The organism is Mesorhizobium sp. XAP4, assembly GCF_029269325.1.
Lineage (GTDB): Bacteria > Pseudomonadota > Alphaproteobacteria > Rhizobiales > Rhizobiaceae > Mesorhizobium > Mesorhizobium ciceri.
Genome location: NZ_JARIXW010000006.1, coordinates 174,451 through 196,598, shown reverse-complemented (window position 1 = coordinate 196,598; position 22,148 = coordinate 174,451). Strand labels below are relative to the sequence as shown.

At 62.5% G+C, this 22,148-nt stretch carries 19 protein-coding genes; 10 read left to right on the top strand and 9 right to left on the bottom strand.

Annotated features, from left to right (window positions below; translation table 11 throughout):
- Positions 1–33: 33 nt before the first annotated feature.
- The 10 genes from P3C39_RS24805 to P3C39_RS24760 all read left to right on the top strand — a co-directional run bounded on the left by P3C39_RS24805 (position 34) and on the right by P3C39_RS24760 (position 12,033).
- Positions 34–1,404 (top strand): glutamine synthetase family protein, encoded by a 1,371-nt coding sequence (locus P3C39_RS24805; RefSeq protein ID WP_024502759.1) that lies wholly within the window; start codon positions 34–36, stop codon positions 1,402–1,404.
- A 126-nt stretch (positions 1,405–1,530) separates the two neighbouring features.
- Entirely contained in the window at positions 1,531–2,919 is a 1,389-nt protein-coding gene (locus tag P3C39_RS24800) for an aldehyde dehydrogenase family protein (protein ID WP_063168962.1), read from the top strand.
- A gap of 17 nt (positions 2,920–2,936) precedes the next feature.
- Complete coding sequence (locus P3C39_RS24795) at positions 2,937–4,109, top strand: iron-containing alcohol dehydrogenase (protein WP_013529684.1); 1,173 nt, start codon at positions 2,937–2,939, stop codon at positions 4,107–4,109.
- A 242-nt stretch (positions 4,110–4,351) separates the two neighbouring features.
- On the top strand, positions 4,352–5,458 hold the full coding sequence (locus tag P3C39_RS24790) for an ABC transporter substrate-binding protein (protein WP_013529685.1): 1,107 nt from the start codon (positions 4,352–4,354) through the stop codon (positions 5,456–5,458).
- 187 nt (positions 5,459–5,645) lie between these two features.
- Positions 5,646–6,440 (top strand): ABC transporter permease subunit, encoded by a 795-nt coding sequence (locus tag P3C39_RS24785; RefSeq protein ID WP_275954587.1) that lies wholly within the window; start codon positions 5,646–5,648, stop codon positions 6,438–6,440.
- Positions 6,437–7,228, top strand: a complete 792-nt coding sequence (locus P3C39_RS24780; protein ID WP_013529687.1) for an ABC transporter permease — start codon at positions 6,437–6,439, stop codon at positions 7,226–7,228. The genes P3C39_RS24785 and P3C39_RS24780 overlap by 4 nt, the downstream gene beginning before the upstream one ends.
- 16 nt (positions 7,229–7,244) lie before the next feature.
- Complete coding sequence (locus P3C39_RS24775; RefSeq protein WP_013529688.1) at positions 7,245–8,309, top strand: ABC transporter ATP-binding protein; 1,065 nt, start codon at positions 7,245–7,247, stop codon at positions 8,307–8,309.
- 262 nt (positions 8,310–8,571) lie between these two features.
- Complete coding sequence (locus P3C39_RS24770) at positions 8,572–10,122, top strand: sodium:proton antiporter (RefSeq protein ID WP_027161381.1); 1,551 nt, start codon at positions 8,572–8,574, stop codon at positions 10,120–10,122.
- A gap of 166 nt (positions 10,123–10,288) precedes the next feature.
- On the top strand, positions 10,289–11,191 hold the full coding sequence (locus P3C39_RS24765) for an endonuclease/exonuclease/phosphatase family protein (RefSeq protein WP_275954482.1): 903 nt from the start codon (positions 10,289–10,291) through the stop codon (positions 11,189–11,191).
- The gene (locus tag P3C39_RS24760; protein ID WP_013529691.1) at positions 11,188–12,033 is read left to right on the top strand and encodes an EamA family transporter; all 846 of its coding nucleotides are present in this window, start codon (positions 11,188–11,190) and stop codon (positions 12,031–12,033) included. Before P3C39_RS24765 ends, P3C39_RS24760 begins: the two co-directional genes overlap by 4 nt.
- A gap of 8 nt (positions 12,034–12,041) precedes the next feature.
- On the opposite strand, the gene P3C39_RS24755 is transcribed toward P3C39_RS24760, so the two are convergent.
- The 9 genes from P3C39_RS24755 to P3C39_RS24715 form a co-directional block, all read right to left on the bottom strand.
- Positions 12,042–13,259 carry an MFS transporter gene (locus tag P3C39_RS24755; RefSeq protein WP_024502755.1) on the bottom strand — a complete coding sequence of 406 codons (1,218 nt, stop codon included), beginning with the start codon at positions 13,257–13,259 and terminating at the stop codon, positions 12,042–12,044.
- Between the two features lie 164 nt (positions 13,260–13,423).
- Positions 13,424–13,732 (bottom strand): Dabb family protein, encoded by a 309-nt coding sequence (locus P3C39_RS24750; RefSeq protein WP_127369605.1) that lies wholly within the window; start codon positions 13,730–13,732, stop codon positions 13,424–13,426.
- A 17-nt stretch (positions 13,733–13,749) separates the two neighbouring features.
- Positions 13,750–15,378: a choline dehydrogenase gene (locus P3C39_RS24745; RefSeq protein ID WP_224675302.1), complete on the bottom strand. Its 1,629-nt coding sequence runs from the start codon at positions 15,376–15,378 to the stop codon at positions 13,750–13,752.
- A 12-nt stretch (positions 15,379–15,390) separates the two neighbouring features.
- The gene (locus P3C39_RS24740; protein WP_224675303.1) at positions 15,391–16,149 is read right to left on the bottom strand and encodes a 3-ketoacyl-ACP reductase; all 759 of its coding nucleotides are present in this window, start codon (positions 16,147–16,149) and stop codon (positions 15,391–15,393) included.
- Positions 16,146–17,648, bottom strand: coding sequence for a GMC family oxidoreductase (locus tag P3C39_RS24735; protein WP_275954481.1), 1,503 nt, complete (start codon positions 17,646–17,648; stop codon positions 16,146–16,148). The genes P3C39_RS24740 and P3C39_RS24735 overlap by 4 nt, the downstream gene beginning before the upstream one ends.
- 88 nt (positions 17,649–17,736) lie before the next feature.
- On the bottom strand, positions 17,737–18,852 hold the full coding sequence (locus P3C39_RS24730; RefSeq protein ID WP_013529698.1) for an ABC transporter ATP-binding protein: 1,116 nt from the start codon (positions 18,850–18,852) through the stop codon (positions 17,737–17,739).
- A gap of 4 nt (positions 18,853–18,856) precedes the next feature.
- Positions 18,857–19,801, bottom strand: coding sequence for a carbohydrate ABC transporter permease (locus P3C39_RS24725; RefSeq protein WP_027161386.1), 945 nt, complete (start codon positions 19,799–19,801; stop codon positions 18,857–18,859).
- Positions 19,798–20,754: a sugar ABC transporter permease gene (locus P3C39_RS24720; RefSeq protein WP_024502750.1), complete on the bottom strand. Its 957-nt coding sequence runs from the start codon at positions 20,752–20,754 to the stop codon at positions 19,798–19,800. The genes P3C39_RS24725 and P3C39_RS24720 overlap by 4 nt, the downstream gene beginning before the upstream one ends.
- A gap of 104 nt (positions 20,755–20,858) precedes the next feature.
- Positions 20,859–22,112, bottom strand: coding sequence for an ABC transporter substrate-binding protein (locus tag P3C39_RS24715; RefSeq protein ID WP_013529701.1), 1,254 nt, complete (start codon positions 22,110–22,112; stop codon positions 20,859–20,861).
- Between the last annotated feature and the right edge of the window lie 36 nt (positions 22,113–22,148).

Genomic DNA, 22,148 nt, shown 5'->3' with positions numbered 1-22,148 from the left:
CATTCAAAGCCCAAGCGCTGGAGTGCCAAAGGAATGGCCGGAAATTTCTCGTTCGATCAGTTGAAGAAAGCGGTCTCCAGCGGTGAGATCGACACCGTGCTGGCCTGCATCGTCGACATGCAGGGACGGCTGGCGGGAAAACGCTTCCTGGCGCAGTACTTCGTCGATTCCGCGCATGACGAAACGCATGGATGCAATTATCTGCTGGCCGCAGACATCGATATGGAGCCGGTGCCGGGCTACAAGGCGGCGAGCTGGTCGAAGGGCTATGGCGATTTCGTCATGAAGCCGGATCTCGCCACGCTGCGGCGCATTCCCTGGCTGGAAAAGACCGCGCTCGTGATCTGCGACGTGCTCGACCACCACACGCATGACGACCTGCCGCATTCGCCGCGCGCCATCTTGAAGAAGCAGGTCAAGCGGCTGAGCGAGCGCGGCTATATCGGCTATTTCGCATCCGAGCTCGAATTCTATCTGTTCAACGAGACCTACGATTCGGCCCGCAAGAAGCACTGGCAAAGTCTCGACACCGCATCGCCCTATATCGGCGACTACCAGATCGGCATCACCACCAAGGAAGAAGGCGTCATGCGCCGGCTTCGCAACGAAATGGAAGCGGCCGGCATTCCGATCGAGAATTCCAAGGGCGAGTGGGGTCCTGGCCAGGAAGAGATCAATGTGCGCTATGCCGAGGCGCTCGACATGGCCGACCGCCACGTCATCCTGAAGAACGGCGCCAAGGAAATCGCCGAGTCCGAGGGCAAGGCGATTTCGTTCATGTCCAAGTATAATTACGGGCTCGCCGGCAATTCCAGCCACATCCACAATTCGCTGTGGAGCGCCGACGGCAAGACACCGCTGTTCTTCGACAAAAAGGCCGACTGGACGCTGTCGACACTCGGCCAGCAATGGGCCGCCGGCCAGCTCAAATACGCCAAGGAATTCACCTGGTTCCTGGCGCCCTATATCAACTCCTACAAGCGCTTCCAGGCCGGCACCTTCGCGCCGACCAAGATCATGTGGAGCGAAGACAACCGCACCGCAGGCTTCCGCCTGTGCGGCGAGGGCACCAAGGGCATCCGCATGGAATGCCGCATCGGTGGCGCCGACCTCAACCCGTATCTTGCTTTCGCAGCCCTGATCGCCGCCGGCCTTGCCGGCATCGACGAAAAGCTGGAATTGCAGAAGCCGTTCGTCGGCGATGCCTATCAGGCATCTCGCCTGCCGGAGATTCCGAAGACGCTGCGCGATGCCACCGACACGCTGGCGAAGTCGAAGATGCTCAAGCAGGCGCTCGGCGAGGATGTGCTCGAACACTATGTCCACACCGCAAAGTGGGAGCAGTTCGAATACGACCGCCGGATTACGGATTGGGAACTGCACAGAGGTTTCGAGCGGTATTAGGTATCGGCGGTTCGTCGGCGCCACCCCTTCACTCTTAGCCTTTCCCCGTGGGGGAGGCTGCCGGCAGGCAGATGAGGGGCAGCGCCAAGCCATACGATTTTGTTGTAGAATACGAGGACTTACAAAATGACCGAGACGGTCAAACTCATTACCCCCGTCGATGGCTCGATCTATGCCGAGCGGCCGATTGCTACAGACCAGGCGATCAACGCCGCAGTGGAACGCGCCAAGGCGGCGCAAGAGAAGTGGGCTGAGACACCTATCGTCGAGCGCGGCAAGTACATGTTGGCTATGCTGGAAGCGCTGGTCGCGATGACCGACGAGATCGTGCCGGAGATCGCCTGGCAGATGGGGCGCCCCGTGCGCTATGGCGGCGAATTCGGCGGCGTCAGGGAACGCACCAACTACATGGTCGAGATCGCCGAGCAGGCGCTCAAATCGGTGCCGGCCTCCAACCCCAAGGACGGTTTCCGCCGCTATGTGAAGAAAGACCCGCTCGGCGTCGTCATGGTGATCGCGCCGTGGAATTATCCCTATCTGACCGCCGTCAACACCATCGTGCCGGCGCTGATGGCCGGCAACACCGTGATCCTGAAGCATGCGGCGCAGACGCTGCTGGTCGGCGAGCGCTTTCAGCAGGCTTTCGACAAGATCGGCCTGCCCAAGGGCGTGTTCCAGAATGTCGTGCTGAACCACGCCCAGACCGAAAGGCTGCTCGGCTCGGGCAAGATCGACCACGTCAATTTCACCGGTTCGGTCGGCGGCGGCCGCGCCATCGAAAAAGCGGCGGCGGGCACCTTCATGACGCTCGGCCTCGAGCTTGGCGGCAAGGATCCGGCCTATGTGCTGCCCGACGCCAAGATGGATCATGCGGTCGCCAATCTGGTCGACGGCGCCTTCTACAATTCCGGCCAGTGCTGCTGCGGCATCGAACGCGTTTATGTGCACGAGAAGGTCTATGACGAATTCGTCGAAGGCTTCATCGCCGAGACCAAGAACTATGTCGTCGGCAATCCGCTCGACCAGGCGACGACGATGGGACCGATGGCGCAAGCGCGCTTTGCTGACCTGATCCGTGAACAGAAGGCGGAAGCGCTGCGCAAGGGTGCCAAGGCGCACATCAACATGAAGGTGGCTAACGACAAGGCTGGTTCGCCTTATCTGGCACCTGAGGTGCTGACAGAAGTCGATCATCAGATGAGCGTCATGCGCGAGGAAAGCTTTGGCCCGATCGTCGGCATCATGAAGGTGCGCAACGACGAAGAGGCGATCGCGCTGATGAACGACAGTCCCTACGGGCTGACCGCTTCGATCTGGACGCGTGATACCGAGCATGCCGTGGCGATCGGCAACCGCGTCGAGACCGGCACGGTGTTCATGAACCGCTGCGACTACCTCGACCCCGCCTTGGTCTGGACCGGCGTCAAGGACACCGGCAAGGGTGCGGGCTTGTCGGCCATCGGCTACGACAATCTGACCCGGCCGAAATCATTCCATCTGCGCGAAGCCATCTGATTTATTGAAAGACAAAAATGTCCAAGCTGATCTCCAAATGGAACTACCCCACCACCGTCCGCTTCGGCGCCGGCCGCATCAAGGAATTGCCTGAGGTGCTGGCGGCCACCGGCATCAAGCGGCCGTTGTTCGTCACCGACCCTGGACTGGCGAAACTGCCGGTCGTTGCCTCGACGCTGAAGATACTCGACGACGCCAAGGTTCCCTACGGCGTCTTCTCCGAGGTCAGGCCTAACCCGGTCGAGTCCAATCTGACGGCCGGCATCGCCGTGTTCAAGAAGGGCAAGCATGACGGCGTCATCGCCTTCGGCGGCGGTTCGGCGCTCGATCTCGGCAAGCTGATCGCCTTCCAGGCCGGGCAGGTCAGGCCGGTATGGGATTTCGAGGATGTCGACGACTGGTGGACGCGCGCCAATTCGGACGCCATCGCGCCGATCATCGCCGTGCCCACCACCGCCGGGACCGGATCGGAAGTTGGCCGCGCCGGCGTTATCACCAATGAGGCGACGCACACCAAGAAGGTCATCTTCCATCCGAAACTTTTGCCAGCAATCGTCATTGCCGATCCGGAGCTGTCGGTCGGCATGCCCGGCTTCATCACCGCCGGCACCGGCATGGATGCGCTCGCCCACTGTCTCGAGGCCTATTGCGCGCCGGGCTATCATCCGATGGCCGACGGCATCGCCGTCGAAGGTGTGAGGCTGGTCTTCGAGAACCTGCCGAAGGCCTATGCCAACGGCAGGGATCTCGTCGCGCGCGCCCACATGATGAGCGCCGCCGCCATGGGCGCCACTGCCTTCCAGAAGGGGCTCGGCGCCATCCATTCGCTGTCGCATCCGGTCGGTGCGCTCTATGACACCCATCACGGCATGACCAATGCGGTGTTCATGCCCTATGTGCTCGCCTTCAACCGTGACTCCATCGAGGAGCGTATCGGCCGGCTCGCCGCCTATTGCGGCATCAAGGGCGGCTTCGACGGGTTCGCCAAGGCGATTATCAAGCTGCGCAAGGAATTGAAGGTGCCGCATGCGCTGCCGGGCCTTATCAAGGGGCTCGACATGGACAAGAAACGCAAGGCGCTGATCGCCGACATGGCGGTGGTCGATCCGACCGCCGGCGGTAACCCGGTCAAGCTGACCAAGAAGGCGGCGCTGACCTTGCTCGAAAACGCCATTGCCGGCACGGTCTGAGGCGTTTTCCGCGCCGCAAAGTGATCTGAAAAGGGGCTATGAAAACAAGGGGGAGGATGACGGGCAAGGCACAAACTAGTTAGCCGGAAAAAGAATCGCGGAGCGATTGCTACATCAGGTTAAAAAGAGTTTACTTTTTCGCACTGCGAGCAGCCGCTTTCACAAAGCTTTCATCTGGCTGTCACATGAAAACGATACCGCATCGCAGGCGTCCAACGGCGTCAGTTCAACGGAGAGAACACATGTTCAAGTTCACGGGGAAAGTGCTTTCCCTTTCGGCCGCGGCGCTTTTCGCGTCGACGGTGATTTCGTCCGCGGATTCGCTGGACGATCTCGTCAAGGCTGCCAAGGCGGAAGGCCAGCTCACCACCATCGCGCTGCCGCATGACTGGTGCGGCTATGGCGATGTCATCGCAGGTTTCAAGGCGAAGTATCCGGAAATCACCGTCAACGAACTCAACCCCGACGCCGGCTCCGGCGACGAGGTCGAGGCGATCAAGGCCAACAAGGACAACAAGGGCCCGCAGGCGCCCGACGTCATCGACGTCGGCCTGTCCTTCGGCCCGACCGCCAAGGCCGATGGCCTGATCCAGCCTTACAAGGTGTCGACCTGGGACTCGATCCCCGACAGCGCCAAGGATGCCGACGGCTTCTGGTACGGCGACTATTACGGCGTTCTGTCGTTCATGGTGAACAAGGACCTGATCAAGGAATCGCCCACCGACTGGGCCGACCTCTTGAAGCCGGAATTCGCCAACGCGGTCGCTCTTGCCGGCGATCCGCGCGTTTCAAACCAGGCCATCCAGGCTGTCTACGCCGCCGGCCTTTCCGGTGGCGCCGCAGCCGGTGAAGCTGCCGGCACTGCTGGCCTAGACTTCTTCAAGAAGCTGAACGCCGCCGGCAATTTCGTTCCGGTCGTGGGCAAGCCGGCAACGCTTGCCCAGGGTCAGACCCCGATCCTGATCAACTGGGACTACAACGCGCTCGCCGGCCGCGACACGCTGAAGGGCAACCCGCCCGTCGACGTCATCGTGCCGAAGACCGGCGTCGTCGCCGGCGTCTACGTGCAGGCGATCAGCGCCTACGCGCCGCATCCGAATGCAGCCAAGCTGTGGATGGAATACCTCTACTCCGACGAAGGCCAGATCGGCTGGCTGAAGGGCTATTGCCACCCGATCCGCTTCAACGATCTCGCCAAGAACGGCAAGATCCCGGCGGACGTGCTGGCCAAGCTGCCGCCGGCGGAATCCTATGCCTCGGCCGCGTTCCCGTCGCTCGACGAGCAGGCTAAGGCCAAGGAAGCTATCAGCAAGAACTGGGACGCCACTGTCGGCGCCAACGTCAAGTAAGACTTGAAATCCACCGGGCGGCCGCGAGGCCGCCCGGTCCTTCCTCGAAGACGGTAGCCGGCGCATGACCGATCTCTCGCTTTCAAATCAGGCATTCGCCACCAAGCCGGTGCCGCCGAAGGAGGCGACCGCCTTCCGCTTGCCAACGCAATGGATCGGCGTGGCGCCGTTCTTCATCTTTGCCCTAATGTTCTTGATCCTGCCCACGCTCTATCTCGTCGTGGGAGCCTTCCGGAACGGTGAAGGCGGGTTCACGCTCGACAATATTCTGCAGCTGGTCAGCGATCCGTCGATCAGCAATTCCTACTGGTCTTCGATCAAGATCAGTTTCTGGTCGGCCATCATCGGGGCGTTTGCCGGGCTCGCCATCGCGATCGCGATTGTGCGCGGCGGACTGCCAAGCTGGACGCGCTCCGCGACCCTGACGTTTTCGGGCGTCGCCTCGAATTTTGCCGGCTTGCCGCTCGCCTTCGCGTTCCTGGCTACGCTCGGCCGCGTCGGTATCGTCACGACGCTTCTGCGTGACGTGCTCAACATCAACATTTACGCGATGGGCTTCAATTTTCTCACCACAACGGGCCTGATCGCGGTCTATCTGTTCTTTCAGATTCCCCTGATGGTGGTCATCATCGTGCCAGCCATCGACGGCTTGAAGAAGGAGTGGGGCGAGGCTGCGGCCACGCTCGGTGCCACGCAGGCGCAGTACTGGCGCATGGTTGTCGTCCCTGTGATATGGCCGAGTTTTCTCGGTACGGTCATCCTGTTGTTTGCGAACGCCTTCGGCGCCATCGCCACCGCTTATGCGTTTGCCGGTCCGACGCTTAATATCGTTCCGATCAAGCTCTACTCGCAGATGAATGGCGACGTGCTGCACAACCCGCAACTCGCTTATGCCATAGCCTTTGGCATGATCGTCATCACCGGTCTTGCGAATGTCTTCTACATCTGGTTTCGGACTCGGTCCGAAAGGTGGCTCAAATGAAGTCGGGTAAGTTCTGGGCCTGGGTCGTCTTTGTTGTCGGGGCTGCCTATTTCTTTATTCCGTTGATGGCGACGGTCGAGTTCTCGCTGCGCATGCGGCGCGGCGTCCACTCCTTCGACGCCTATCAAGTCGTGCTGGGAGACGCGCGCTTCCAGTCAACTTTCCTTTTTTCAGTCATCGCTGCCCTCTGCACCATTATCCTGGGGGTGCTGATCGTGGTGCCGGCGGCATACTGGATCCGGCTGCGTCTGCCTCAGCTCAGGCCAATCGTCGAATTCATCACCCTTTTGCCGCTGGTCATTCCGGCAATCGTCATCGTCTTCGGCTATATCAGGATGTACGGCTCGAACTCGCCGCTGCCATTCTTGGCAAGCAATTGGGGTGCGAACGCGTTGCTTGTCATTGGCTATACGACGCTGTCTCTGCCTTACATGTATCGGGCCGTTGACACCGGTCTGCGCACCATCGATGTGCGTACGCTGACCGAAGCCGCGCAAATTCTGGGTGCGGGCTGGGGCACCATCATCACCCGCGTCATCCTGCCCAATGTGCTGATCGCGGTGCTGTCCGGCGCATTCCTGACTTTCGCCATCGTCATTGGCGAGTTTACAATGGCCAGCCTGCTCAGCCGTCCGGCTTTCGGCCCGTATCTGCAGAACATCGGCGCCAACCGTGCATACGAGCCCGCAGCCCTTGCAGTGATCGCCTTCGCCATCACCTGGGGCTGCATGTCGCTGATCCAGATCCTGTCCCGCTTCGCGCCGAAATCGGCGAACCGCCCAAATTGATCGAGAGAACCACGCCATGGCCGACCCATTCCTCTCCATCCAGCACGTTCGAAAATCTTTCGGCGCCACCACGGTGGTGGAGGATTTCAATCTCGACGTAGAGCGCGGCGAATTCGTCTCCTTCCTCGGGCCATCCGGCTGCGGCAAGACGACGGTGTTGCGCATGGTTGCCGGTTTCGAGGAGCCGAGCGCGGGCACGATCGTCGTCAGCGGCAAGGACATTACGAGACTGAAGCCCAACCAGCGCAATGTCGGCATGGTGTTCCAGGCCTATGCGCTGTTCCCGAACCTGACCGTGGCGCAGAATATCGGCTTCGGCTTGAAGGTCGCCGGCATGCCGAGGGCGGACATCGATGCCCGCGTCGCCGAGATGCTCGGCATCATCAAGCTGCCGCAGATGGCGGATCGCTATCCCTACCAGCTCTCGGGCGGCCAGCAGCAGCGCATCGCGCTAGCCCGCGCCATCGCGCCGAAGCCAAAGCTGCTGCTGCTCGACGAGCCGCTGTCGGCGCTCGACGCCAAGGTGCGCGTGTCGCTGCGCGAGGAAATCCGGTCGATCCAGAAGAAGCTCGGCATCACCACCATCTTCGTCACGCACGACCAGGAAGAGGCGCTGTCGATCTCGGACCGCATCGCCGTCATGTATGGCGGCAAGGCCGAGCAGGTCGGCACGCCATTCGAGATCTACAACCGGCCGGCAACCAAGTTCGTCGCCAATTTCGTCGGCACGCTGAATGTGCTGGAAGGCACCGTCACCGATGCCGCCGCGGGCACGGTGCGGGTCAATTCCGAACAGGTCTCGCTCAAGGGCAAGCTCAACGGTTCCAAGTCGGGCGACACGCTGTCCCTGGCGCTGCGTCCGGAAGCTATTTCGCTGGGCCGCCAGCCTGGCCGTGACTCCAGCCTATCCGGAGAAATCTCCGAAGTGCATTTCCTCGGATCGGTCATCCGGGTTCGTGTCGGCATCGGCGGCAACACGGTCTCGCTCGACACGTTCAACAGCCCGGCAACGCCGCCCCCCGCAGTTGGTGAGAAGGCCGAGATCTCGTTTTCTTCGAGCGATATGCTCGTGCTGCACTAGGCTGCTGCGCTTGTTTGGAATGAATGGCTGTATCCCGGTTAGCGAAGGGGGAAGGATGCTTCCGCCCGCGTGGCATGGGCTGCAGTGCAGGGAAGTCCGCGTTTAAGCGAGCCCCATATCAGATGATTTCAATGTCGGTGTGGACGGCGATTTGTCAGGAAGCAATTCGAGGTATTTTCTGCCGGCTCGAGCTTGCCGGGCAATCAACAATTTCCAGCCGCTTTGCCGCTGCCAGAATCTCGCTTCCCGGCTATAAGAGGCCATGGTTCTTTTCGAACTGACACTCGTTCTGCTGTTGATCGCCGTTGCGCTGACGGCGCTGTCCCGGCGCGTGCAGGTTCCTTATCCCTCTTTGCTGGCGCTGGCAGGGGTGGCCATCGCCTTCGTGCCTGGCGTGCCGACCATCGAGATCGACCCGGAACTGGCGCTTGCCCTGTTCATCGCGCCGGTGCTGCTCGACGCCGCCTATGACACGTCACTGCGCGATCTCAACCGCTACAAGGTGCCGCTTGTACTGCTGGCGCTTGGTGCCGTCCTTTTCACGACAGCGACGGTGGCGCTGGCCGGCTGGGCGATGGCAGGTCTGCCGATTGCCGCGGCCATAGCGCTTGGCGCCATCGTGGCGCCGCCCGATGCGGTTGCGGCATCGGCCGTGCTTGGCCAGTTCAAGGTGCCGCATCGCATCACTGCCATTCTGCAAGGCGAGAGCCTGCTTAACGACGCCACCGCGCTGCTGATTTACCGAATGGCGATTTCTGCGGCAGCAGGCTCCATTCTGCTGAGCAGCGCCGTTCCGATGATCCTGCTGTCCACGCTCGGCAGTCTTGCGGCCGGCTACCTGCTTGGCCGGTTGTCTCTGATGACGCTGGGCCGGATCGAGGACCCGGCGAGCGGCACTGTGGTGCAATTTGCCGGCACGTTCGGGGTCTGGATCCTGGCCGACAGGATCGGACTGTCGGCCATCATCACCATAGTCGTCTATGCCATGACGATCGCCCGCACCGCGCCGCGCCGCATGCCGGCCAGAAACCGCATCAGCTCTTATTCCGTCTGGGAAACGGCGGTCTTCGTGCTCAATGTTCTGGCTTTCGTGCTGATGGGCCTGCAGGCGCGTACGATCGTCGGCCGGCTTGCCGGGCAGGGGCAGACCGATGCGTTCGTCCTGGCCGGGACAGTGCTCGCCATCGTCATCGTCTCACGCTTCGTCTGGGTTCTGGGGTGCGGCGCGATCATCAGGTGGTTTGACCGTTTCGGCGTGGCTGATCGTCAGCGTGACGCTCCGTCGTTTCGTGGCGGCGTGCTGATCGGCTGGTGCGGGATGCGCGGTTTGGTGACGCTTGCGGCGGCATTCGCCCTGCCGGCTGAATTCCCGGCCCGCGACCCGATCGTGCTCGCTGCCTTCACGGTCGTCCTCGGCACGCTGGTGCTGCAAGGCATGAGCCTGAAGCCGCTGCTGCGCCTTTTGAACCTCAACCCTGACGAAACGGTCGACCGCGAGGTTGCGCAGGCGCGCGTTGTGGTCATGCAGGCGGCGCTCGACATATTGAGCGGCAAGACATCGGACGCGGCGGCCGCGGTGCGCGAGCAATATGCCGCTCAACGCAAGATCGCCAAAAACCCCGACGATGCCCAGGCGGCGACCGAATATGACCGCTTGCGTCTTTATGCGATCAAGAGCCAGCGCGACGCGCTGGAGGAATTGCGCCGCAATGGGACGATTGGCGACGAAGCCTATCATCGCCTTGAGGAAGAGATCGACTGGACCGAACTGGCCGCGTCGCCACCCGGCCGGTTCCAGCCGCTGAATACTTGAGGCATCGCACGCCGTTTTCCGGCGCACGGAAGATACCGAAGTGCTTCGGGATCGGTGCATGATCCCGGTCAGGGGCAAGGCTGGTCCAAGCCAGGTCCATTCTCCTGCACATTGCAACCGCGGCATCGAACCGCTACTGCCAACACGAAATTGAGCCGGATAAGCAATGAAGCTGGTCAGCTACAACATCCAGTACGGGTTCGGCAGCGACGGGCGCTACGATCTTTCGCGCGCCGCGCGCATCGTTGCCGGCGCCGACGTCATTGCACTGCAGGAAGTCGAGCGTCACTGGCAACGCAGCAATTTCGACGATCAGCCGGAACTGCTTTCCAGCCTGCTGCCCGACTATCATTGGGTCTATGGCCCGGCCTTCGACATGGACGCCAGCGAGCGGCATGACGGCCGCCTGGTCAACCGGCGCCGCCAGTTCGGCACCATGGTGCTGTCGAAACTGCCGATCGTCTGGTCGCGGCTGCATGCGCTGCCGATGCGCCGCACGCTGCGGCCGCTCAACACCCGCAATGCAGCACTTGAATGCATGATCCGCACGCCGGCAGGGCCGGTGCGGGTGTTGTCGCTGCATCTCGCCCATATCGCGGCCGAGGAGCGGCTGGAGCAGATCGACTATCTCCTGGCCGAGCATCGCCGGGCACCGTCCGACGGCGGGCCGTGGAGCGGCGTCGACGACGAGCCCACGCGCAACTGGACCAGCGGCGAAGCGGAGCCGGAAAACCCGCTGGCGGCGATCTGGATGGGCGATTTCAACATGGAGCCGGGCAGCGCCGAATATCGCCGCATCGTCGGCAGCACGCCCTACCATCGGGGTGCCGCCTATCTCAGCGGTTTCGTCGATGCCGCCGCTGTTGCCGAGGAGCCGGTTTCGGACTTCCACACCCATGTGAAGACCATCGACGGCAGATTGGCAAAGCGCCGGCTCGACCATTGCTTCGTCGGCGGCATGTTCGCCGGGCGGGTGCGTTCGATCGGTGCCGATATCGGCGAGGTTGCGTCGGATCATTTTCCGTTGCGGGTCGACATCGACCTGGAAACGCCCGGCATTGCCACATGACGCTTTTCGTTTTTTTCGCAGTGCTTGCCGCCGCTGCCATGCACGCGATCTGGAATGCGCTGGTCAAGGTCCATCTCGACCGCTTCCTGTCGATCACGCTGATGACGCTCGGCATGGGCGCGGCGGCACTCGTGGTGCTGCCCTTCGTCGAAGTGCCGAAGGCGGAAGTGTGGCCTTACATCATCGCCTCCGTCATTTTCCACATGGGCTACCGCACCTTCCTGATCGGCGCCTACAAGGCCGGCGATTTCGCCCAGACCTATCCGCTGGCGCGGGGCACCGCACCTCTGCTCTCGGCCTTTGGCGGCATGTTCGTCGTTGCCGAGATTCCCGGCCCGTTCGCCATGCTCGGCATCTTCCTGTTGTCGGCCGGCACGCTGGTGATGTCGTTTCGTGGCGGCGCACATCTGGAAAAACTCAATCTGCGCGCGGTTGGCTTCGCACTGGGCACTTCCATCTTCATTGCCAGTTACACGCTGTCCGACGGCAGCGGCGCACGGCTGGCGGCAACCGCGCAGAGCTATGCAGCCTGGCTGTTCATCTGCGATGCTTTTGGCGCCTTGGTGCTGTGCCTCATCTTCCGCGGGCCGAAGGCGCTGCCGGTGTTGGCGCGCGACTGGAAGGCAGGACTGTTCACGGGCGTGCTCAGCGGCGCCGCCTACTGGATCGTCATGTGGGCGATGACCAAGGCGCCGATCGCCTCCGTGGCCTCGCTGCGCGAAACCTCGATCCTGTTTGCCATGATGATCTCGGTCTTCGCTCTCGGCGAAAAAATGACCGGCTGGCGCGGTGCCGCCGCGCTCAGCATCGTCGCCGGTGTCGTTGCGCTCAGGCTCGGCTGATTTCGACCCTAATTGAGTACGGTCATCAACTGGCCACGTCGTTCCGGACTGAAACGTATGACGACGATGATGCAGATGGCGACCACGCCTGCGAACAGCGCCAGGGCATAGCCATAGCTGCCTCCGGCGCTTTCCGCGATTCCTGCCTGATAGGGGCCGCCATAGGACGCGGCGAGATTGCCCGCCTGATAGATAAAGCCGGGCAAGGTCGCCCGCACCGCCCCGGGCGAAAGCTCGTTGAGGTGCACGGGGATGACGCCCCAGGCGCCCTGGACCGCGACCTGCATGACGAAGGCGCCGATGGCGAGCATGAACGGCGTGGTCGAGTAGGCCCATAGCGGGATCGACGGCAAGGCGATCAGGCAGGCCAGCGTGATGGCGTTGACGCGGCCGATCTTTTCGGACAGCGCGCCGAATGCCAGGCCGCCGACGATGGCGCCGATATTGGCGACGATGGTGATCCAGCTCACCGTATGCGGATCGAAGCCGTGCTGCTTCTTCAGGAAGGTCGGGTAGAGGTCCTGCGTGCCATGACTGAAGAAATTGAAGAACATCATCAGCACGACGGCATAGAGCGCGACACCCCAGTGTTTCTGCAGGGTTTCCCACATGCCCGGTCGAGCCGTCTTCTGCGCTTCGACGAAGGCCGGCGATTCCGGCACATGCGAGCGGATGAAGAGCACAATCAGCGCCGGCACGAAGCTGAGCAGGAACATGGCGCGCCAGCCGATCGTGTAGCCGCCGATCGTCTGCTGATAGAGCAGGCCATAGACCACCGCCGCCAGCAGATAGCCGGCCGGATAGCCGCATTGCAGGATGCCGGAGACCATGCCGCGTGCGCTCGGCGGAATGGATTCCATGGCCAGCGAACTGCCAAGCCCCCATTCGCCGCCCATGGCGATGCCGAACAGCGCACGCAGGGCGAGGAAGATGCCGAGATTGGGCGAGAAGGCGGCCAGCGCGCCGATCACCGAATAGCTCACGATGTTGAGCATGAGGATCGGCTTGCGCCCGTATTTGTCGGCAAGCATGCCGAAGAAGAACGCGCCGATGAAGCGTGTGGCCAAGGTCAGGAACAGCGCCTTGGAGACCGCGGGCACGTCGGCGTGGAATTCGGTCGCGATATCGGTGAGCAGGAATGTCAGAAGGAAGAAATCGAAAGCATCGAGCGTCCAGCCCAGGAACGAGGCGAGGACGGTCTTCTTCTGCTGCGAATTAAGGGGCAAATCTTCCTCCTCCACTATCATCGATGTGAGGAATTATCAGCCAGTTCAGGGAAGACCGGTGGTCACTTTTTCGCGCGGCTCATTTGATCGAACGCCCGCTGAGGTGCAATGAGGAGCGACCGGTGCCATCTGTCGATGAACTCGATCGTGGCTTGATGGTGAGTCTAGATTTCGAGATCAAACACCATCAGCCCGTCCGTGCCGCCTTCCAGGGCAGCGACCAGGCGTGCGCCGGCGCGCTGGTGCGCTTCATGCGCAAGATAGGCATCGCGCGCGGCAGCATCGCGGAAGTCGATGGTGAAGCCATGGGTGAAGCCGCGTGCGAACGGCTCCGGGCTGACATTGGCGCTGAATTTTACGGCGTCCATGCCGTCGATAACCTGTCGCAGCGCTTCGAGATCGGCATGGATCGCCGTGCGTTCGGCGGCGTCGACATCATTGCGAAATCTAGCGAAAACACAGTGCCTGATCATGTCTTGCTCCTCAGCGGCTAAGCAGCCCGGTTTCCGGAAAACACCGCCGGCGGCAGCGGCTCGCGGCCGAGGACCAGATCGGCTCCTTTTTCACCGACCATTATTGTCGGCGCATTGGTGTTGGATGAAGGCACGCGCGGCATCACCGAGGCATCGCAAACGCGCAGGCCCTCGATGCCGCGCAACCGCAGATCCGGTGTCACCACGGCCATGTCGTCATGGCCCATGCGGCAGGTGCCAACCGGGTGATGGTCGGTTTTGGAGGTGCGGCAGGCATAGTCGAACAGCTCGTCGTCGCTGGCGAGCGACGGCCCGGGCAGCACTTCGCGCAGCACGTAAGGGGCAAGCGCCTTCTGCCGCATGATCTGGCGCGCCAGTCGCAGCCCCTTGATCGACATGGCGCGGTCATAGGGATCGGACCAGTAGTTCGGATCGATCAGCGGGTGGTCGGCCGGGTCGGCACTCTTCAGCCGCACCGTGCCGCGTGAGCGCGGCCGCAGGAAGGCCGAGTTCAGGGTGACACCTGGATTGTTCAGCTTCTCGACGCCGGCCTCGATGCCGGATCCCAAGCCGAGATGGAACTGAATGTCGGGCGAGGCGGCGGTCGGGTCGGCGTACCAGAAGCCGCCGGTCTCGAACAGGCTGGAGGCCACCGGGCCTTTCTTCAGCAGCAGATATTGCAGACCGGCCCAGGCCGTGCGGTGCAGCTTGGCGTAGTTGTCATAGGTGTGATCGCCGGTGCATTCGGCGATGACGAACAAATCGAGATGGTCCTGCATGTTGGAGCCGACGCCGGGCAGGTCATGCACCGGCGTCACGCCGACCGACTTCAGATGGTCCGCGGGGCCGATCCCCGACTGCATCAGGAGCTTCGGCGAGCCGATGGCGCCGGACGAGACGATCACCTCGCGTTCGGCGCGCAGGATTTTCTTCTCGCCGCCCGGCCTGTCGACCACCTCGACGCCGATAGCGCGACCGTTCTCGACGACGATGCGCGTCACCAGCACATCGGTTCGGACGGTCAGATTCTTGCGGGCGCGGATCGGCTTCAAATAGGCGACTGAAGCGGACGAGCGCCGGGCATCCTTCTGGGTCAACTGGTAGTAGCCGACGCCTTCCTGGGCAGCGCCGTTGAAGTCCGGGTTGAAGGGGATGCCCATCTCCTGGCCGGCACGGAAATAGGCCTCGCAGATAGGCAGCGGCGAAATCGGGTTGGACACGCCGAGCGGGCCCTGGTCGCCATGAAAGTCGTTGGCGTAGCGCTGGTTGTTTTCGGCGCGCTTGAAATAGGGCAGCACGTCGCGATAGCCCCAGCCGGCGAGGCCTTCTTCCTTCTCCCAGGCGTCGTAGTCGCGGGCATTGCCGCGCGTGTAGATCTGCGCGTTGATGGACGAGCCGCCGCCGACGACCTTGGCCTGCGTGTACCAGAAGACGCGGTCCTTCATGTGCTTTTGCGGCACGGTCGACCAACCCCAGGAAGCAATGCCTTTGGTCATCTTGGCGAAGCCCGCCGGCATGTGGATGTAGGGGTGCCAGTCCTTGCCGCCGGCTTCCAGCAGCAGGACCGAATTGCTGGGATCTTCGCTCAGCCGGTTGGCCATAACGCAGCCGGCAGGACCGGCGCCCACGATGATATAGTCAGTCATTTCCTGATCCATTCATAGCCGTGGCACCGAGAGCGCGCCGTCGACATTGATGATCGAGCCGGTCGAAAAGCCGAGCTTGCCGCCGGCGAGCGTCGCCACCACCGCGCCGATGTCCGATGCTTCGCCCCAGCGTTTGGCCGGAACCAGGCCGCCGTCGATAAGGGCGTTATATTTGGCGGTCACGCCTGAGGTCATGTCGGTGCGGATGATGCCGGGCCGGACTTCGAAGACGGCGATGTTTTCAGGCGCAAGCCGCAACGCCAGGTTCTTCACCCACATCGAAAGCCCGGCCTTCGAGATGCAGTAGTCCGGCCGTTCCGGCGATGCCATTTCAGCACTGACCGAGGTGATGGTGATGATCGATCTCTGATCGCCTGGCGCAGCCAGCATCGCCTTGGCGACAGCCTGGCTGAGGAAGACGGTGCCGCGCAGGTTGATGCCCAGCGTGCGGTCGAAATTCTCCGGCTTGAGGTCCAAGAGGTCACCGCGCACCACGGCGCCGACGCCGGCATTGTTGACCAGGCAGTCGATGCGGCCGAAGGCGCGCATCGCGGCATCGACAAGTGCTGTATGGGTGTCGAGGTCCGCGATGTCGCACCTGACATAGGCGAATTTTGCGCCACGCTTGGCGATGTCGGGGGCAAGTCCGTCAGCGGCTGTTTCGGCAAGGTCGGCGACCAGAATATCGAAGCCGGCATCCGCCAGTGCCTGGGCGCAGGCGAGGCCGATGCCGCGCGCGCCGCCGGTGACGATGGCGGCGGGGCGGGTCATGCGGCGAGGTCCGTCTTGCGGATGTGGTCAGCAACGCGCAGCGCTTGGGCTGCAATCGACAGCGCTGGGTTGACCGCCGCCGAGTTCGGCAGGAAACCGGCGTCGACGACGAACAGGTTCCGGTGGTCGAAGGAGCGGCAGTAGGGGTCGAGCGCCGCCGTCGCCGGATCGTCGCCCATCTTGATCGTGCCGCATTGATGCGACGGCGTGCGCTTGTCGAAGGGGCGCGACAGCACGATGGGATAGCCGCAGGCGCGGAAGTTCTCGCGCATTACCTTGTTCAGCCCGTCGAGCGACTGCATGTTGGAGCGCCGCCACTGCATGACGATGTCCTTGCCGTCGACCATGATGCGGCTTTCCGGGTCGGGCAGGTCTTCGCACATAAGGTACCAGTCGACGGCGTGGCCGGCCATGAAGTCGAGCGCGAATCCCGGCGTGTACTTGACATTGGCCCGCAGCATGTTGCCGTCGATCTTGCCGAGCAGTTGGACGTTCCCCAGCGGCTTACCGCCCTTGCCGTCGGACAGATAGTAGTCGTTGAGCATCAGCGTCTTCTGGTAGACGGCATCGTTGCGGCGGCGCGGATCGATCGCCAGCATGGCGCTGGAATTGTGGTTCATGAAATTGCGCCCGACCTGATCGGAGCGGTTGGCAAGGCCCTTGCCATCAGGAGACGGTGATCGCAGCAGGATGACGGCGGAATTGACCGCGCCAGCGGAGAGGATGACCAGTTTCGGCGCGACCTTTTTCAGCTCACCATTCTGCCGATAGTGGATGGCAGCAATGGTTTTGCCGTCGGTCGATGCCTCCAGGTACTCGACATAACAGCCGGTCTCGAGCCGGATGTTGGTGTCCTTCAGGGCCGCCGTCAGCGGTCCTGTCTGCGCGTCGACCTTGCCCTGGCCGGTGTTGGGAAACGCATCCCAGCCGGTCTTGCCCTCTTTCAGCCAGGTGTCGATGTCGACGCCGAGCGGCAGCGAGGCCGGATGCAGGCCGAGGTTTTTCAGCTCGGCGCGGGCGCGGGCGATCGGCGCCTCGTCGGGCACCGGCTTGTAGGCGTAGGGGATCGAATGGAACGGCTCGGTCGGATCCTCGCCCAGTGCACCGCGCACGCGAAACAGCTGTTCGGCTTTCGAATACCAGGACTCGAATTCCTCATAGGAGAACGGCCATGCCGGCGAGACCCCGCCAAAGTGCTCCATGGCGGCGAAATCTTCCTTGCGGTAGCGGATCAGCACCGCGCCATAGAACTTCGAATTGCCGCCGACATAATAATAATTGCCGGGGTTGAAGGCGGCGCCGCCGGCCTCACGCCACATCTCCTTCGGCCTATAATGGCCGTCGACGAAGATCGAGCGCGTGTCGCGCGCGTGCGGCGTCGCCGGCAACGGCTCGCCGCGCTCGAGCATCAAGATCGAGGCGCCGCTGCCGGCAAGGCCGGAAGCGATCGTGGCGCCGCCGATGCCGGAGCCGATGATGACGATGTCCGGATTTCTCATGGCCTAAATCGCGTCCCGACGCGCTTTAGTTTTTTGTTTTGATGCATGTCGTTGCCCCAAAACCGGATCCACTTTTGGGCGACATACATCAGCGAATACGGGTCTCGGTCGCCGGATCGAAGAACACCGCCTTTGTCAGGTTGAAGGCGAGCGGCGTGTTGGTGCCCGGCTGAATGTTGGCGTCGGCGCGCAGCCGCGCCACCACGCCCTTGCCGCCGAGATTGGTGACGGCGAAGGTGTCCGAACCTGCCGGCTCGACGACCTCGATGTGACAGTCCGCGGTTGCGATGTGCGAGGCGTTGCGCTCGGCACCTTCCGGATCGGTCAGGGCTTCGGGACGGACACCGAAGATGATCGGCTTGCCCTGGAATGCCGACAGGCCCGCCGGCGCATTGGCCATCGGCAGGTTGATCGGCTCGCGCGCCTCGCGCTGCAGCACGACGGACAACGCATTGCCTGACGTACCGATCGTCGCCGGGATCAGGTTCATCGCCGGCGAGCCCATGAAGTCGGCGACGAAGAGATTGCTCGGGTTGTTGTAGATTTCGGCCGGCGTGCCGAACTGCTGCACCTCGCCGTCGCGCATCACGGCGATCTTGGTCGCCAGCGTCATCGCCTCGATCTGGTCGTGGGTGACGTAGACGATGGTGGTGCCGGTGGTGGCATGCAGGCGCTTGATCTCGATGCGCATGTCGACGCGCAGCTTGGCGTCGAGGTTGGACAAAGGCTCGTCGAAAAGGAACAGTTTGGGGTCGCGCACCAGCGCCCGGCCCATGGCGACGCGCTGGCGCTGGCCGCCCGAAAGCTGGCTCGGCTTGCGCTGCAAGAGGTGGCCGATCTGCAGCACCTTGGCCACCTTGTCGATCGCCTTCTGGCGCTCCGCCGCCGGCACGCCGCGCATCTCCATGCCGAAGGAGATGTTTCCGGCCACCGTCATGTTCGGGTAGAGCGCATAGCTCTGGAACACCATGGCGATGTCGCGCTTGGAGGGGTGCAGATCGTTGATGGCGCGGCCGTCGACCCGGATTTCGCCCGAGGTGATCGTCTCCAGGCCGGCGATGGTGTTGAGCAAAGTGGACTTGCCGCAGCCGGAAGGGCCGACCAGCACCAGGAAACCGCCTTTCTCGAGCTCGACATCGATCCCTTTCAGGATCTCGACCTGGCCGAAGCGCTTTCTCAGACCATCAATTTCCAGAAAAGCCATCAGATCATCCTTTGACGGCGCCAGCCATGAGACCGCGCACGAAGTAGCGGCCGGCGAGCACATAGACGAGAAGGGTGGGCAGTGCCGCGATCATCGCGGCGGCCATGTTGACGTTGTATTCGACGACGCCGGTCGACGTGTTGACGACGTTGTTGAGCGCCACCGTCATCGGCATCGCGTCGCCGGTGCCGGCGTAAGCCGAGGCGAACAGGAAGTCGTTCCAGATGTTGGTGAACTGGTAGATCACGGTAACGACGAAGATCGGCATCGAGTTCGGCAGCATGATGCGGCGGAAGATCTGGAAGAAGGATGCGCCGTCGACCTGTGCCGCCTTGACCAGTTCGGTCGGAAACGCTTCGTAGTAGTTGCGGAAGAACAGCGTGGTGAAGCCGATGCCGTAGACGACGTGGACGAAGACCAGGTTGACCGTCGGGTTGCCGAGACCGAAGCTCGTTCCGACCGAGTTCTGCAGTGTGACGCCGAAGCGGCCGAGGCTGCCGAGGATGGTCGCCATCGGCAGCAGCACCGACTGGAACGGAATGAAGCAGGCGAACAGCATCAGCCCGAACACCAGCGTCGCGCCGCGAAAACGCCATTTGGTCAGAACGTAGCCGTTCAGCGCGCCCAGCATGGTCGAAATCAGAACGGCCGGAACCACCATCTTGATGGAGTTCCAGAAATAGCCCTTGATGCCGGCGCAGGTGAGGCCGACGCAGGTCTCGCCCCACGCCTTCAGCCACGGGTCGAAGGTCGGCGCCTTGGGCAGCGCCAGCATGTTGCCGTTCTGGATCTCGTCCATGGTCTTGAACGAAGTCACCAGCATGACGAACAGCGGCATCAGGTAAAACAGCGCAAACAGCGCCAGCAGCCCGTAGATGACGATGCGGTTGAGGGTCTTGACGTTGACGCCGCCGGAGGCCTGGCGGGCGGGAGTGGTGACGGCGCTCATCGCGGCTTCTCCCGCAGTTCCGAATAGAGATAGGGCACGATGATGGCGACGATGGTCATCAGCATGATCACCGCACTGGCCGAGCCGACGGCCATTTCGTTGCGCTTGAACGTGTACTCATACATGAAGTTGGACGGCAGCCACGCCGAGCCGCCGGGCCCGCCGCTGGTCAGTGCGACCACGAGATCGTAGGACTTGATGGCGAGGTGCGCGAGCACGATGAAGGCCGACAGGAAGATCGGCCGCAGCAGCGGGATGACGATGCGGCGATAGAGCTGGAAGGTGGTGGCGCCGTCGATCTGCGCGGCCTTCATGATCTCGCCGTCGATGCCGCGCAGGCCGGCCAGGAACATCGCCATGATGAAGCCGGAGGCCTGCCAGACGCCGGCAATGACCACCGTGTAGATGACGAAATCCTTGTTCTTGATCCAGTCGAAATGGAAGCTCGTCCAGCCCCACTGATGCAAGGTCTGCTCGAGACCTAGGCCGGGATCCAGGAACCATTTCCAGGCGACGCCGGTGACGATGAAGGACAGCGCCATCGGGTAGAGATAGATCGGCCTCAACACGCCTTCGCCGCGGATCTTCTGGTCGAGCAGGATGGCCAGGAACAGGCCGAGCGCCAGGCAGATTGCGATGTAGAGGAAACCGAAAATACCCATATTGGTGATCGACGTGTACCAGCTCGACGGCGGGTCGGTGTCGAAGGTCCAGCCCCACAGCCGCTGATAGGCGCGCGAGCCGGTTAGGACATAGGACGGGAAGGTCTTGGAATTGGTGAAGGACAGATAAATCGTCCACAGGATGAAGCCGTAGACGAAGACGATGGTGATGGCGAAGCTCGGCGCCAGCACGATCTTCGGCAATGCGTCCTGCAGGCGCGAGCGCACCGAGGCGCGTGGCCGCGCATGCTCCGGCGTCAGCTTGATCTGGCTTGTCGCTACCGTGCTCATGGGGCTCCTCCCGTCGACTCGCGGCCAACCAGCTTCGCGGATCTATGTTCGCGGATCTGGGCCTTCCCCGCCGGAGCGGGGAAGGCGTTTTTGGCGCGTGGCGCTTACTTGGCGTCGTCGATCGCCTTGACCAGCTCGGTCACGGCTTCGTCCGAGGTCTTGATCTGACCATGGACGAATTTGGAGACGACATCCTTATAGGCATTGGCGACCGCCGGAGGCGCGCCATAGCCCTGGGCCAGCGAGCCGAACAGCGTGCCGCCTTCATTGGCTGCCTTCAGGTCGGCGATGCCCTTCTTGCCGCAAGCGTCGAAGTCGGTGTCCGGAACGTCGGTACGGGCCGGAACCGAACCCTTGACGACGTTGAAGGCCGACTGGAAGCTCTTCGACAGGGTGGCGGTGGCCAGTGCGACCTGGGCGGCCTTGCGGTCGTCGGGAACATTGAACATGCCGAACATGTCGGAGTTGTAGATCACCGAGCCGTCGGTGCCCGGGAAGCGATAGCACAGGAAGTCGGTGCCCGGGGTCTTGTTGGCGGCGTGGAACTCGCCCTTCGCCCAGTCGCCCATGACCTGCACCAGGGCATCGCCCTTGATGACCATGGCGGTGGCAAGGTTCCAGTCGCGGCCCGAGAAGTTGGGGTCGACATAGGTGACGAGCTTGGCCAGATTGTCGAACGACTTCTTCATCGTGTCGGACTTCAGGGACTCGTCATCGAGGTCGTTGAAGGCCTTCTTGTAGAACTCGGGTCCGCCGGTCGACAGCACGACGGAGTCGAACATGGTGGCTTCCTGCCAGTTCTGGCCGCCGAGAGCGAGCGGGATCACGCCTGCCGCCTTGGCCTTGTCGAGCAGGGCAACGAAGTCGTCGAAGGTCTTCGGCTCGGTGCCGCCGATCTTGTCCAGGACGGCCTTGTTGATCCACAGCCAGTTGACCGAGTGAACGTTGACCGGCGCCGCGACCCACTTGCCGTCATAGACCGAAAACTTCTGCAGGGCTGCCGGAACGGACTTGTCCCAGCCTTCCTTCTTCGCCGTTTCGGTCAGGTCGCCCATGACGCCGGCGGCTGCATAGTCGAGCACGGTGTAGCCGAGCATCTGCGAGGCGGTCGGATAATTGCCGGCCGCGACCATCGCCTTCAGCGCGGTCATGGCGGCATCGCCGCCGCCGCCGGCCACCGGCACGTCCTTCCAGGCATAGCCTTCCTTGGCCAGATCACCCTTGAGAACGTTGAGAGCAGCCGCTTCGCCGCCCGAGGTCCACCAATGCAGCATCTGGACTTCCTTGACGTCCTCGGCGTGGGCCGCGAAAGCCAGGCCCGACGCGAGAGCCGTTCCGATAAGCAGTTTGCGCAACATGTACTTCCTCCCTTGTTGCATTACACGACCGGCGGA

Excerpts from the sequence above, each read along its gene's own strand:
- P3C39_RS24740 (WP_224675303.1), bottom strand. The coding sequence starts at position 16,149 with ATGACCCGCCCCGCCGCCATCGTCACCGGCGGCGCGCGCGGCATCGGC.
- P3C39_RS24745 (WP_224675302.1), bottom strand. The coding sequence starts at position 15,378 with ATGACTGACTATATCATCGTGGGCGCCGGTCCTGCCGGCTGCGTTATG.
- P3C39_RS24805 (WP_024502759.1), top strand. The coding sequence starts at position 34 with ATGGCCGGAAATTTCTCGTTCGATCAGTTGAAGAAAGCGGTCTCCAGC.
- P3C39_RS24750 (WP_127369605.1), bottom strand. The coding sequence starts at position 13,732 with ATGATCAGGCACTGTGTTTTCGCTAGATTTCGCAATGATGTCGACGCC.
- P3C39_RS24760 (WP_013529691.1), top strand. The coding sequence starts at position 11,188 with ATGACGCTTTTCGTTTTTTTCGCAGTGCTTGCCGCCGCTGCCATGCAC.
- P3C39_RS24785 (WP_275954587.1), top strand. The coding sequence starts at position 5,646 with ATGTTCTTGATCCTGCCCACGCTCTATCTCGTCGTGGGAGCCTTCCGG.
- P3C39_RS24775 (WP_013529688.1), top strand. The coding sequence starts at position 7,245 with ATGGCCGACCCATTCCTCTCCATCCAGCACGTTCGAAAATCTTTCGGC.
- P3C39_RS24735 (WP_275954481.1), bottom strand. The coding sequence starts at position 17,648 with ATGAGAAATCCGGACATCGTCATCATCGGCTCCGGCATCGGCGGCGCC.
- P3C39_RS24780 (WP_013529687.1), top strand. The coding sequence starts at position 6,437 with ATGAAGTCGGGTAAGTTCTGGGCCTGGGTCGTCTTTGTTGTCGGGGCT.
- P3C39_RS24765 (WP_275954482.1), top strand. The coding sequence starts at position 10,289 with ATGAAGCTGGTCAGCTACAACATCCAGTACGGGTTCGGCAGCGACGGG.
- P3C39_RS24725 (WP_027161386.1), bottom strand. The coding sequence starts at position 19,801 with ATGAGCGCCGTCACCACTCCCGCCCGCCAGGCCTCCGGCGGCGTCAAC.
- P3C39_RS24800 (WP_063168962.1), top strand. The coding sequence starts at position 1,531 with ATGACCGAGACGGTCAAACTCATTACCCCCGTCGATGGCTCGATCTAT.
- P3C39_RS24715 (WP_013529701.1), bottom strand. The coding sequence starts at position 22,112 with ATGTTGCGCAAACTGCTTATCGGAACGGCTCTCGCGTCGGGCCTGGCT.
- P3C39_RS24795 (WP_013529684.1), top strand. The coding sequence starts at position 2,937 with ATGTCCAAGCTGATCTCCAAATGGAACTACCCCACCACCGTCCGCTTC.
- P3C39_RS24730 (WP_013529698.1), bottom strand. The coding sequence starts at position 18,852 with ATGGCTTTTCTGGAAATTGATGGTCTGAGAAAGCGCTTCGGCCAGGTC.
- P3C39_RS24720 (WP_024502750.1), bottom strand. The coding sequence starts at position 20,754 with ATGAGCACGGTAGCGACAAGCCAGATCAAGCTGACGCCGGAGCATGCG.
- P3C39_RS24770 (WP_027161381.1), top strand. The coding sequence starts at position 8,572 with ATGGTTCTTTTCGAACTGACACTCGTTCTGCTGTTGATCGCCGTTGCG.
- P3C39_RS24790 (WP_013529685.1), top strand. The coding sequence starts at position 4,352 with ATGTTCAAGTTCACGGGGAAAGTGCTTTCCCTTTCGGCCGCGGCGCTT.